Origin of the sequence: Sandarakinorhabdus sp. (genome assembly GCF_031422795.1) — a bacterium.
GTDB lineage: Bacteria > Pseudomonadota > Alphaproteobacteria > Sphingomonadales > Sphingomonadaceae > Sandarakinorhabdus.
Genome location: NZ_JANPML010000380.1, coordinates 1 through 11,682 on the forward strand (window position 1 = coordinate 1; position 11,682 = coordinate 11,682).

An 11,682-nucleotide genomic window follows, 5' to 3' on the forward strand; every position below is an offset into this window, starting at 1 on the left:
GGTGCCCGCGCGCGCGCATGCCGGCGACCGTCGGCATGATGATCTCGCGCATGGTCCGCTCGACCATTTCCGGCGTCATCACGGGCGCCGGCGAATAGGCGCCCATGCCGCCCGTGTTCGGCCCCGTGTCGCCGTCGCCGACGCGCTTGTGATCCTGGGCGGTGGCCAGCGCCAGCGCGTGCCGGCCGTCGCAGAGCGCGAAGAAACTCGCCTCCTCGCCGGCCATGAACTCTTCGATCACCACCTCCGCGCCCGCTTCACCGAACGCGCCCGCAAAGCACGCGTCGATGGCCGCCTCGGCTTCGGCAAACGTCTCGGCGATGACGACGCCTTTGCCGGCCGCGAGGCCATCCGCTTTGACGACGATGGCGAGTTTCTGTTTAGCGAGATAGGCCTTGGCCGCCGCGGCATCCCTGAAGCGGCCATACGCCGCCGTCGGAATGTTGAACTCGGCGCACAGATCCTTGGTGAAACCCTTCGACGCTTCCAGCTGCGCTGCGGCAGCAGAGGGGCCAACCACCGGCACACCCGCGCTGCGCAGCGCATCGGCGACGCCTGCCACCAGCGGCGCTTCCGGGCCGACCACGACCAGCGCAATTTTTTCCCTGGCCACAAAGTCGACGACAGCCTGACCGTTGTTGATGTCCAGCGCCACGCAGGTCGCCACGTCGGCGATGCCGGCATTGCCCGGCGCGCTCAGCAGCCGGCCACAACGCGGCGATTGGCGCAGGCGCCAACACAGCGCGTGTTCGCGGCCACCGCCGCCCAGCACAAGAATATCAACGGAATCGGGGCAGGTACTCATGCCCCATCCCTATCATGCGCATCTGTTGCGACAAGGGCCGGCAGCGGTTTAAGGAAGGCAGGTGGACGATACACCAGACAATACCCCCGAATACAGCGTCAGCGAGATCGCCGGCGCGCTGAAGCGCACGGTGGAAACCGCCTTTGGCCAGGTGCGCGTGCGCGGCGAGCTGTCGGGCTTTCGCCGCCAATCCAGCGGGCATTGGTACGGCAGCCTGAAAGACGAACGCGCACTGATCGATCTGGCCATGTGGCGCGGCCCGGCAGCAGCGCTGTCATTCCGCCCCGAAGACGGCATGGAAGTCATCATTTCCGGCAAGCTGACCACCTATCCCGGCCGTTCCAAATATCAGCTGATCGTCGAGCGCATGGAGCCGGCCGGCGTTGGCGCGCTGCTCGCCCAGATCGAGGCGCGGCGGCTGAAGCTGCAAGCCGAAGGCCTGTTCGATCCGGCACGCAAACAACAATTGCCGTGGTTGCCCGGTGTGATCGGCGTCGTCACCAGCCCGACCGGTGCTGTCATCCGCGATATCCTGCACCGGCTGGCCGATCGCTTCCCGCGCCGGGTGCTGGTGTGGCCGGTGTCGGTGCAGGGCGAAGGCTCGGCCGGGCAGGTGGCGGCGGCCATCGCCGGCTTCAACGCCATTGCGCCCGGCGGCCCGATTCCGCGCCCGGATCTGATCATCGTGGCGCGCGGCGGTGGCTCCATCGAGGATCTTGCCGCCTTCAACGAGGAAAATGTCGTACGCGCCGTCGCCGCCAGCCAGATCCCGCTGATCAGCGCGGTCGGCCATGAGACGGATACGACGCTGATCGATTATGTCTCGGATTGGCGCGCGCCCACGCCAACAGCCGCGGCTGAACGCGCCGTTCCGGTGCGCGCCGAACTGGCCGCATCGGTGACCATGCTGGCCGGCCGGCTGGATGACGCCGTGGTGCGCGGCTGGAAATTGCGCCGCGAACGCAGCATTGGCCTGGCCCGCCGGCTGCCGCAGCCGCGCAACCTGATCGGCATGGCGGCCCAGCGCATCGATGATCTGGCCGAACGCCTGCCCAATGCCCTGAACGCCCGCGCGGCACAGGCCAGTTTGCGGCTGACCACGGCCAGCGCCCGCCTGCGCACCGAACTGCTGACCGCACGAGCCACGCGCAGCGCCGAACGCCTGGCCAGCGCGACGGCACGGCTGGGGCCGGCGCTGGCGCGGCCGTTGAACGCCGACAGCCAAAAACTGGCCCGCATCGGCGCCGGGCTGCGACCGTTCCTGATCGAATCGCGGCTGGCTGCCGCATCGGCCCGGCTTGGCGAGGCCGGGCGGTTGCTCGCCAGCCTGGGGCCGGAACAGGTGCTGGCCCGCGGCTATGCCATTGTTACCGACGGGCAAGGCCATGTCGTGGCCAGTGCCGGCGCGGCTGCGTCACATGCAAGCTTGACGATCCGCTTTGCTGATGGCGAAACGCCCGTCTTCACCAAACCGGCGCCGCCGCAGGGGAGTTTGTTCTGATGCTCGATCGTTTCGGCCGCCCGGCCCGCCTGCTCTATGAATCGGGCAGTTACCGCATCATCGAATCCGGCGATCATGTGCTGTGCGCCGTCACCGGCCAGCGCATCAATCTGGCCGCCCTGCGCTATTGGAGCCACGAGCTGCAGGAAGCCTATTTCAATGCCGATGTCGCCACGGCGCGCTATGCCGAAATGCGCGCAAAGGGCCCGTTCCCGGCGTGATGCGTTTCCTGGGCGCAAGGTATTTTCCTTGGCCGGTTCTGCTGGCAGGCGCGGCCATGACGGTGGCCGCCGCGCCGGTGCCAATGGTGATCAGCCAGCCGCTGACGGCGATACAGGGCCAGTTGATGATGATGGCGCTGCCGGCTGGCAGCAGCAACCTGCGCCTTGATGGCCAGCCGGTGCATATTGATGGCGATGGCCGCTTCATGGCTGGCATCGATCGCGATTTTGCCGGCAACAAGCAGCTGGAATGGGTGACCCCAGATGGCCGCAGCGCCCGCCGTGAACTGGTGGTGGCGGGCCGTTCGTGGGACATTGATCGTCTGCCGGCCCGGCTGATGCGCCCCGCTGATCCCGACGCACCGCGCAATCTGGAATATGAAGCCCGGCGCGAAGCCGAAGTGGCGCAGGTGAAGGCCGCCCGGGCGGAAATCTCGCCCTGGCCGTTCTGGCGCAGCGCCTATCAATGGCCGGCCCTGGGCCGCATCTCCACCCATTTCGGCGAACAGCGTTTCTATGGCGAAGTGGCCGCAAACTATCACAGCGGCATGGACATCGCCGCGCCCAGCGGCACAAAGGTGCGGGCCCCCATCCCCGGCATCGTGCGGCTGGCCGCCGGGCCGTTTGCGCTGGAAGGCAATATCATCATCATCGATCATGGCCGTGGCCTGCATTCGGCGATGATGCACCTCAGCCGCATCGACGTGAAAGCCGGCGATATCATCGCGCAGGGCCAGATCATCGGCGCCATCGGCTCCACCGGCCGATCAACCGGCCCGCATCTGCACTGGGGCATGACCTGGCACGGTGTGCGTGTCGATCCCGAAGCGCTGCTGCCAACAATGCCAGCAAATGACGCTACGGGCCGCTGATCACTCCACGATTCGCTTCACCCGCACCGCTGTCTGACCTTCGACATTGGCCAGATAGCTGCCCATCGCCGCGCGCCGGATGCGGATCTTCATCCCCGGCTTGGGATCGTGGCGGAAACCAAGCGAGTCGGTCTGTAGCCAGGTGCTGCCGTCATCCAGCACAAAGCGCCAGCCGGCCGTGCGCGATGGCCGCGCCGCAGTGATAATCGCCTCGATCTCGGTCAGCGCGCCGCGCTCATCCTTCTTCTCGCCTTCGGCCACTTCGTCCTTGTCGGCGCCAAACAGGTTGAAGGTGGGCAGCGCCAGGCCAAACAGGCCGCGCCGCGCCTTCTTCACCTCTTCCTTGTCAGCCACCAGCACGTCGCGGCTTTCCACCGCGCTGGCCAGCGCCGACACCCCGGCATCAAGGCAGGCCAGCCGCGCCGCAGCATCCGTAAGCGCCCGGCAATCGAGCAGTTTCTGCACCACCGCTGGCGGGGCATTTTTCGGCTTGTCGGCGGCCAGTACCGGCGCGGCGATCATCAAGGCAGAAAGGGCGGCAGTGGCAGTGATGCGCATGGGCTGAACCTCGCGAGGGCGTCTGCGGCATTGGATACGCCATCGCCGCGCTTAGGCCAACACTTGCGATAGAAGCAAGAAAGGGGGCCTCCGGCGGCCAGGGCCTGAGGCCCTGGACCCACTTTCATCAGGACCGCGACAAGCGAAGACTTTGCCGCCTGTGTGCGGGCAAAACAAATGGGTGCAAGCCTCAGGCCTGCCCGCCGGAGGCTCCTTTGCATTTTCTTCAGCTTTCCAACCGGCTTGCCGTCTGCCCGCCGGCAGGCCATGAACAGGCAACGGAGGGACAATGATCAGAATAGTTGCAGCGACGCTGTTGCTGGCCACCACAGCCACGGCACAAACACCCCCAATGCCTACGCCCACGATGCAGCCCGATATCGGCGCCAGGTTCGATGCTGTCACGCCAGCCGCCGATTATGTGCGCCGCGAAATCATGGTGCCGATGCGCGACGGGGTGAAATTGTTCACCGTGGTGGTGATGAAGAAGGGCACCAGCGGCGGGCCAATGTTGCTCACCCGCACGCCCTACAGCGCCGACAAGACCACATCGCGCAATGTCAGCCTGCAGATCAGCGAAATCCTGCCCGTGGCCGACAAGGAGCTGGTGGAGGATGGCTATATCCGCGTTTATCAGGACGTGCGCGGCATCCACAAATCCGAAGGTGATTATGTGATGACCCGGCCCCTGCGCGGGCCGTTGAATGCCACTGCCACCGATCACAGCACCGATGCCTATGACACGATCGACTGGCTGGTGAAAAATGTGCCGCAAACCAATGGCCGGGTGGCCATCACCGGTTCGTCCTACCCCGGTTTTACCAGCCTGATGGCGCTGATCGATCCGCACCCGGCCTTGAAGGCCGCCGTGCCGATGTCGCCGATGGTCGATGGCTGGGTGGGCGATGATTGGTTCCACAACGGCGCCTTCCGCCAGGGTTTCCTCGATTATTTCGTCAACCAGACCGGTTCAAAATCGGCCGATACCGATGTGGCGATGGGCCGGCGCGACTATTATGCCGATTTCCTTGCCGCCGGATCGGCCGGCGGTTTTGCGAAAAAATATGGCTTCGACACGCTGCCGGCGGTGAAAAAGGTGATGGAACACCCGGCCTATGACAGTTGGTGGCAGGGCCAGGCGCTGGATCGCCTGCTCGGCACTCGCCCGCTCACCGTGCCGACCATGCTGGTGGTGGGCCAGTGGGATCAGGAAGACAGTTATGGCGCGCCCGCCGTCTATCGCGCGCTGGAACCGAAGGACACGAGCAACAAATTGCTCAGTCTGGTCATCGGCCCGTGGCGGCATTCGGGCGTCAATTATGATGGCTCCGGGCTGGGCGTGCTGCACTTCGAAGGCGACACCGGCCGGCAGTTCCGCCGCGACGTGATGAAGCCCTTCCTCGACAGCCATCTGAAAACCGCGGCGCCGGCGTTCGACACGCCGCCGGTGCTCACCTATGCCGTGGGGGCCGACAAATGGCAGCGCCACGATCGCTTCCCGGCGGGCGAGACGGTCAATCTCTACCTTGATGACCGCTTCAGCCTGTCGCTCGCCGCCCCGGCCGCCAAGGCGGCGCATGATGACTATGTCTCCGATCCGGCCCACCCGGTGCCGTTCGTGCCGGTGCCGATGAACCTGAACGACCGCGCCATGTGGGGCGCCTGGCTGGTGAGCGACCAGCGCCACGCCAGCACCCGGCCCGACGTTGTCACCTATGTTTCCCAGCCGCTGAAGGCGCCGCTGCAGATCCACGGCCAGCCGCAGGCGAATCTGTTCGCCAGCACGTCGGGCACCGACAGCGATTGGGTGGTGAAGCTGATCGACGTCTTCCCCGAAGAAAACAGCGTGCAACCCGATCTGGCCGGGTTGCAACTCGGCATCGGCATGGAGATTTTCCGTGGCCGCTATGTGAAGAGCTTTGAAAAGCCGGAACCACTCACCCCCGGCAAGGCCGAGCGCTACCGCTTCCTGCTGCCCGGCGTGAACCATGTGATTCCGGCTGGCCACCGGCTGATGGTGCAGGTGCAATCTAGTTGGTTCCCGCTGTACGACCGCAACCCACAGAAATTCGTGCCCAACATCTTCAACGCCGCACCCGGCGATTTCCAAAAGGCCACGCAGGGCGTGTGGCGCGACTCGGCGCGGCCCAGCCACATCGCCATTCCGGTGGTGGGCGGTGCGGCCGCCGCGCGCGCCGCGCTGCCCAATTGAGTTTCGAAAAGGGGACTGACCAATGCTGACCGCCTATCCAATGACCACGCTGGCGTTGATCGCCGCACTGATCGTCTATTTCGGCCTGGGTGCCGTGGTTGGCGGCGCGCGCGCCAAATATGGAGTGCCAGCCCCGCAATCCACCGGCCATCCCGAATTCGACAAGCGCAACCGCGTGCACATGAACACGCTGGAGCAACTGGCGCTGCTGGTGCCCGCCGTGATCGTTGGCGCACCCGTGCTGGGTGACGTGGCCACTGCCGGCCTCACCGCCGTGTGGAGCCTGGGCCGCATCCTCTATGCCCGCGCCTATTACGCCGATCCGGCCAAGCGCGGGCCTGGGTTTGGCCTCACCTTCTTCCCCACGCTGATCCTGCTGGTTGCCGGCATCTGGGGCGGCATTTCGGCACTGATCTGACCGGCCCGCCGTTGCGCAAAATGAGGGGCTGGCGCGCCGTCGGCGTGGATGTCACCCTGTTTTGAAATCAATCGCGGGAAAGGATGATCTGATGGGCACTCTCACCGGTTCACTCGGGGGCCGCGTGGCCTTTGTCACCGGCGCCGCCAGCGGCATCGGCCGCGCATCGGCGATCGCACTGGCGGCGGAAGGCGCCATCGTGTTCGCCACCGATATCGATGCGCCCGGCGGCCGGGAAACCGTGGCCCTGATCGAAGCCGCCGGCGGCCAGGCGACATTTCGCGGCCAGGATGTGGTGGAGGAACCGCGCTGGGCTGAACTGGTGAAGCGGGTGATGGGCCTGTATGGCCGGCTCGACATATTGGTGAACAACGCCGGCATCGGCACATCGGGCCTGATCACCGACGTGACGCTGGAACAGTGGAACCGGCAGATGGATATCAACGTCACCAGCTGCTTCCTCGGCATCAAGCACGCACTGCCGGCTATGCGCTCGCCCCGGCCTGATGGCCATGTTGGCGGCTCGATCATCAACATTTCGTCGGTCGCCGGGCTGGGCGGTTCTGCCGGCATGAGCGCCTATTGCGCCAGCAAGGGCGCCGTGCGGCTGCTCAGCAAGGCCGTGGCCATGGAGTGCGCTGCCGCGCGCGACGGCATCCGCTGCAACAGCGTGCATCCCGGCATCATCGACACGCCAATCTGGCAAAAGCTCGATACATCCGGCGTGTTGAGCGCTGCGCTCACGCCGGGAGCCAACGCCATCGACGTGGCTACGGTCGGCGCTGGCGCCCCAGTGGGCTTTGCCGGCCGTCCGGAAGATATTGCCGCCGGCATCGTGTTCCTGGCCAGCGACGCCAGCCGCTATATGACCGGAGCAGAACTGGTGATCGACGGCGGCTGGACGGCGCACTGACCCTTCAAGGGGTAACGCGCAGCACCTTGCCCGCCGCCTCATCGGTGGTCAGCCACACCGCGCCATCAGGGGCCACGCGCACGTCGCGGATGCGCGCCGAAATCTTGGGGAAGATGCGGCTTTGCCCCACCACCTTGCCGGCGGCATCCACATCCAGCCGCCGCACTTCCTTGTTCACCAGCGCGCCGATGATCAGATCGCCCTGCCACTGCGGCCACAGCGCGCCGCGATAGACCGCCAGGCCCGAAGGCGCGATCGATGGCACCCACACGGTGCGGCCGTCGATCATGCCGGGATAGGTCTGATAAGGGCTGATGGTCGCGCCGCTGTAATCCAGGCCCTTGGTGGCCACCGGCCAGCCGTAATTACCGCCCTTTTGGATCAGATTCAGCTCATCACCGCCCTGTGGGCCATGTTCGTGCGCCCACAGCCGGCCGGTGACCGGATCAACCGCAAGCCCTTGTGGATTGCGGTGGCCATAGCTCCAGATATGGGGTTGCGCGCCTGATTTGCCGACAAAAGGATTACCCGCCAGCGGCCGGCCATCATCCGCCATGCGCATGATCTTGCCCAGGCCCGACCTCAGCCGCTGCGCCTGTTCGCGATAGTCGAAACCATCGCCGGTGGTCAGCACCAGGCTGCCATCGGGCAGGAACGCCATGCGGCCGCCGAAATGCACCGGCGTGTCCTTGGCCGGGCTGACCTGGAAGATCACGCGGCTTTCCACCAGCCGATCGCCCTCCAGCCGGGCACGGGTAACACGGGTGAAGTTCGCGCCCTTCTCTCCGGCGGCATATGACAGGTAAATCAAGCCGTTATCGGCAAAGCGCGGGTGCAACACCACGTCGAACAGGCCGCCCTGGCTGGCCAGTCGCACAGCTGGCACGCCGCTGATCGCTTGCTTGCGGCCGCCCGCACCAAGCCGCCACAGCCGCCCGGCCCGCTCCGTCACCAGCACGTCACCAACCTTGGGACCAGCCGGCAAGAACGCAAGGCTCCACGGATGATCCAGCCCGCTGGCCATCACCTGCACCTGCTCTGCCTGCGCCGCGCTGGCCGTTAAGGATCCATACACGGCGAAAGTAAGAGTTATTAACAGAATTTTCAGCTTCGTTACCATTTTTGCCGAATCAACCCTTCCCTCGCGAATCCATCATGGAGTAGATACGGGCAACGAACAGGAAAAAAAGCACATGGCCAATTTCAAGGACCTGTTGCGTAAAGACATATTGAAGTCTGGCCCGGCCTGGTCCGCCGCGGTTCTTGCCACTACCGCCATCGCCAGCATGATCCAGAGCTGGCAGGTGCAATCCGGTCTGATCGATCTGGGGGTGGAAATCCCCACAGGTCTTGCGTTGGACACGGCGCTGCGCGATTTCACCGGCCTGCTGGTGCCATTGCTGCTGGTGTTCGGCGTCGGGCTGCTACTGGCCTTTGCCCTGGCTGGATGGCTCAAGCCCAAGGTGCCGCTGCTCGCGCCCATTGCCTGGCCTCTGGCTGGTGCCAGTGCCGTCGCTGCCGTGCTGGCCCTGATGCACGCCCAGTTCCAGATGACGCCGCTGGCCGGCGCACGCGGCGCTGATGGCTTCATCCTGTTCTGCCTGGCTGGTGCCTTCGGCGGCTTCGTGTTCGGCTGGGTAAAGCCGCGCTGACCGATTTAAGCAACACCCCTACTTGTGTTGCTTAGAAGCCACACCATATCCTCCGTTGAACAGGAGGAACGGCCTTCATGAATATCGAAAAATTTTCCGACCGCGCCAAGGGCTTCCTGCAATCGGCGCAGACCGTGGCGATCCGCAACAACCACCAGCGCGTGGCGCCCGAACATGTGTTGAAGGCGCTGCTGGAAGATGAAGAGGGCATGGCATCCGGCCTGATCAAGGCTGCGGGTGGCACGCCGGCAACCGCCTTGCAGCTCACCGATCAGGCACTGGCCAAGATTGCGCAGGTGTCGGGCAGCGGCGCGCAGTCGCTGAGCTGGGACAATGATACGGTGCGCCTGCTGGATCAGGCCGAACAGATCGCCGAAAAGGCCAAGGACAGTTTCGTCACCGTCGAACGGCTGCTGGTCGCCCTGGCGCTGGCCACCACCACCGAAGCCGGCAAGGCGCTGAAGGGGGCCGGCGTCACCGCACAGGCGCTCAATGAAGCCATCAACACGGTCCGCAAGGGCCGCACGGCCGACAGCGCCGGCGCGGAAAACCAGTTCGATGCGCTGAAGAAATATGCCCGCGATCTCACCGAAGCGGCGCGCGCCGGCAAGCTTGATCCGGTCATCGGCCGCGACGAGGAAATCCGCCGCACCATTCAGGTGCTGGCGCGGCGCACCAAGAACAATCCGGTGCTGATCGGTGAGCCCGGCGTGGGCAAGACCGCGATTGCCGAAGGCCTTGCCCTTCGCATCGCCAACGGCGACGTGCCCGATGGCCTGAAAGACAAACGCCTGATGTCGCTCGATATGGGCGCGCTGATCGCCGGTGCCAAGTATCGCGGCGAGTTTGAAGAACGGCTGAAGGGCGTGCTCGATGAAGTGCGCGCCGAAGGCAGCGATGTCGTGCTGTTCATCGATGAAATGCACACGCTGGTTGGCGCCGGCAAGGGCGAAGGCGCGATGGACGCCTCCAACCTGCTCAAGCCCGCACTGGCCCGCGGCGAACTCCACTGCATCGGCGCCACCACGCTGGATGAATATCGCAAACATGTCGAGAAGGACGCCGCGCTGGAACGCCGTTTCCAGCCAGTGTTGGTGGGCGAGCCGACGGTGGAAGACACGATCTCCATCCTGCGCGGCCTGAAGGAGAAATACGAACTCCACCACGGTGTGCGCATCACCGATGGCGCCATCGTGGCCGCCGCGACGCTGTCCAACCGCTACATCGCCGATCGCTTCCTGCCCGATAAGGCCATCGATCTGATGGACGAAGCCGCCAGCCGCCTGCGCATGGAAGTGGAGAGCAAGCCCGAGGAAATCGAAGCGCTCGACCGCCGGATCATCCAGCTCAAGATCGAAGCCGCCGCGCTGGAACGCGAAACCGATGCCGCCTCAAAGGAACGGCTGGGCGCGCTGCACACCGAACTGGCCGGGCTGGAAGAGGAATCCGGCACCCTCACCCGCCGCTGGCAGGGCGAGAAGGAAAAGCTGGCCGGCGCGACCCGCATCAAGGAGCAATTGGACGCCGCCCGCATCGAAGTGGAACAGGCGCAGCGCGGCGGCGATTATGCCAAGGCTGGCGAGCTGACCTACAGCCGCATCCCCGAACTGGAACGCCAGCTGGCCGAGGCCGAGCAGGTGACCCAATCCGCCATGGTGCGCGAGGAAGTGACCGCCGACGATATCGCCGGCGTGGTGTCGCGCTGGACCGGCATCCCGGTTGACCGCATGCTGGAAGGCGAGCGCGACAAACTGCTCAAGATGGAGAGCATCCTTTCAGCGCAAGTGATTGGCCAGGCCGCTGCCGTGAAGGCGGTTTCCGCTGCCGTGCGCCGCGCCCGCGCCGGCCTGCAGGACCCCAATCGCCCGCTTGGCAGCTTCCTGTTCCTTGGCCCGACGGGCGTCGGCAAGACCGAGCTGACCAAGGCGCTGGCGCAATTCCTGTTCGACGATCCGCGCGCGATGGTGCGGCTCGACATGAGCGAGTTCATGGAAAAACACAGCGTTGCCCGGCTGATCGGCGCACCTCCCGGCTATGTCGGTTATGAAGAAGGCGGCGTGCTGACCGAAGCCGTGCGGCGCCGGCCTTATCAGGTGGTGCTGTTCGACGAAGTGGAAAAGGCCCATGGCGACGTGTTCAACGTGCTGTTGCAGGTGCTGGACGATGGCCGGTTGACCGATGGCCAGGGCCGCACAGTGGATTTCACCAACACGCTGATCATCCTGACGTCGAACCTGGGCAGCCAGTATATTGCCGCCCTGCCCGACGGCCATCCGGTGAGCGAAGCCGAACCGCAGGTGATGGAAGTTGTGCGCGGGCATTTCCGCCCCGAATTCCTCAATCGCCTCGATGAAATCGTGCTGTTCCAGCGGCTTGGGCAAGAGGCAATGGCGCCCATCGTCGATATCCAGGTGAGCCGCGTGCAGTCGCTGCTGAAGGACCGCAAGGTGACGCTGGACCTGACTGATGCTGCCCGGCGCTGGCTGGCGCGCGTCGGTTACGACCCGGTCTATGGCGCGCGCCCGTTGAA

The 11,682-nt window shown here is 65.2% G+C and carries 11 protein-coding genes; 8 read left to right on the forward strand and 3 right to left on the reverse strand.

Annotation, left to right across the window (positions count from 1 at the left end; translation table 11 throughout):
- A partial coding sequence (purD, locus tag RMO81_RS13300) for a phosphoribosylamine--glycine ligase (RefSeq protein ID WP_310476375.1) occupies positions 1–805 on the reverse strand: 805 nt, incomplete at its 3' end.
- A gap of 61 nt (positions 806–866) precedes the next feature.
- Between purD and xseA the strand changes: the two genes are divergently transcribed.
- The 3 genes from xseA to RMO81_RS13315 are packed head-to-tail and all read left to right on the forward strand — an operon-like array spanning position 867 to position 3,399.
- Positions 867–2,306, forward strand: a complete 1,440-nt coding sequence (gene xseA / locus RMO81_RS13305) for an exodeoxyribonuclease VII large subunit (protein WP_310476376.1) — start codon at positions 867–869, stop codon at positions 2,304–2,306.
- Positions 2,306–2,527, forward strand: a complete 222-nt coding sequence (locus tag RMO81_RS13310) for a DUF2093 domain-containing protein (protein ID WP_310476377.1) — start codon at positions 2,306–2,308, stop codon at positions 2,525–2,527. Before xseA ends, RMO81_RS13310 begins: the two co-directional genes overlap by 1 nt.
- 56 nt (positions 2,528–2,583) lie before the next feature.
- Complete coding sequence (locus RMO81_RS13315; RefSeq protein ID WP_310476378.1) at positions 2,584–3,399, forward strand: M23 family metallopeptidase; 816 nt, start codon at positions 2,584–2,586, stop codon at positions 3,397–3,399.
- Here the strand turns inward: RMO81_RS13315 and RMO81_RS13320 are convergent, their stop codons facing one another.
- Positions 3,400–3,957 (reverse strand): hypothetical protein, encoded by a 558-nt coding sequence (locus tag RMO81_RS13320; protein WP_310476379.1) that lies wholly within the window; start codon positions 3,955–3,957, stop codon positions 3,400–3,402.
- A 352-nt stretch (positions 3,958–4,309) separates the two neighbouring features.
- Here RMO81_RS13320 and RMO81_RS13325 point away from each other — a divergent pair, with 352 nt between their 5' ends.
- From RMO81_RS13325 to RMO81_RS13335, 3 genes are all read left to right on the forward strand, one after another.
- Positions 4,310–6,169, forward strand: coding sequence for a CocE/NonD family hydrolase (locus RMO81_RS13325; RefSeq protein ID WP_409049621.1), 1,860 nt, complete (start codon positions 4,310–4,312; stop codon positions 6,167–6,169).
- Positions 6,170–6,191: 22 nt separating this feature from the next.
- A complete protein-coding gene (locus RMO81_RS13330; protein WP_310476381.1) occupies positions 6,192–6,587 on the forward strand; it encodes an MAPEG family protein in 396 nt (131 codons plus the stop codon).
- A gap of 91 nt (positions 6,588–6,678) precedes the next feature.
- Positions 6,679–7,500: an SDR family oxidoreductase gene (locus RMO81_RS13335; RefSeq protein WP_310476382.1), complete on the forward strand. Its 822-nt coding sequence runs from the start codon at positions 6,679–6,681 to the stop codon at positions 7,498–7,500.
- A 4-nt stretch (positions 7,501–7,504) separates the two neighbouring features.
- On the opposite strand, the gene RMO81_RS13340 is transcribed toward RMO81_RS13335, so the two are convergent.
- The gene (locus RMO81_RS13340; protein ID WP_310476383.1) at positions 7,505–8,575 is read right to left on the reverse strand and encodes a PQQ-dependent sugar dehydrogenase; all 1,071 of its coding nucleotides are present in this window, start codon (positions 8,573–8,575) and stop codon (positions 7,505–7,507) included.
- Between the two features lie 118 nt (positions 8,576–8,693).
- On the opposite strand from RMO81_RS13340, the gene RMO81_RS13345 reads away from it, so the two are divergent.
- On the forward strand, positions 8,694–9,152 hold the full coding sequence (locus tag RMO81_RS13345) for a hypothetical protein (protein ID WP_310476384.1): 459 nt from the start codon (positions 8,694–8,696) through the stop codon (positions 9,150–9,152).
- Between the two features lie 77 nt (positions 9,153–9,229).
- Positions 9,230–11,682 (forward strand): ATP-dependent chaperone ClpB (clpB, locus tag RMO81_RS13350; protein ID WP_310476385.1); only part of this gene is annotated, 2,453 nt, incomplete at its 3' end.

Excerpts from the sequence above, each read along its gene's own strand:
- RMO81_RS13310 (WP_310476377.1), top strand. The coding sequence starts at position 2,306 with ATGCTCGATCGTTTCGGCCGCCCGGCCCGCCTGCTCTATGAATCGGGC.
- RMO81_RS13315 (WP_310476378.1), top strand. The coding sequence starts at position 2,584 with ATGACGGTGGCCGCCGCGCCGGTGCCAATGGTGATCAGCCAGCCGCTG.
- RMO81_RS13320 (WP_310476379.1), bottom strand. The coding sequence starts at position 3,957 with ATGCGCATCACTGCCACTGCCGCCCTTTCTGCCTTGATGATCGCCGCG.
- RMO81_RS13325 (WP_409049621.1), top strand. The coding sequence starts at position 4,310 with ATGCCTACGCCCACGATGCAGCCCGATATCGGCGCCAGGTTCGATGCT.
- RMO81_RS13330 (WP_310476381.1), top strand. The coding sequence starts at position 6,192 with ATGCTGACCGCCTATCCAATGACCACGCTGGCGTTGATCGCCGCACTG.
- RMO81_RS13335 (WP_310476382.1), top strand. The coding sequence starts at position 6,679 with ATGGGCACTCTCACCGGTTCACTCGGGGGCCGCGTGGCCTTTGTCACC.
- RMO81_RS13345 (WP_310476384.1), top strand. The coding sequence starts at position 8,694 with ATGGCCAATTTCAAGGACCTGTTGCGTAAAGACATATTGAAGTCTGGC.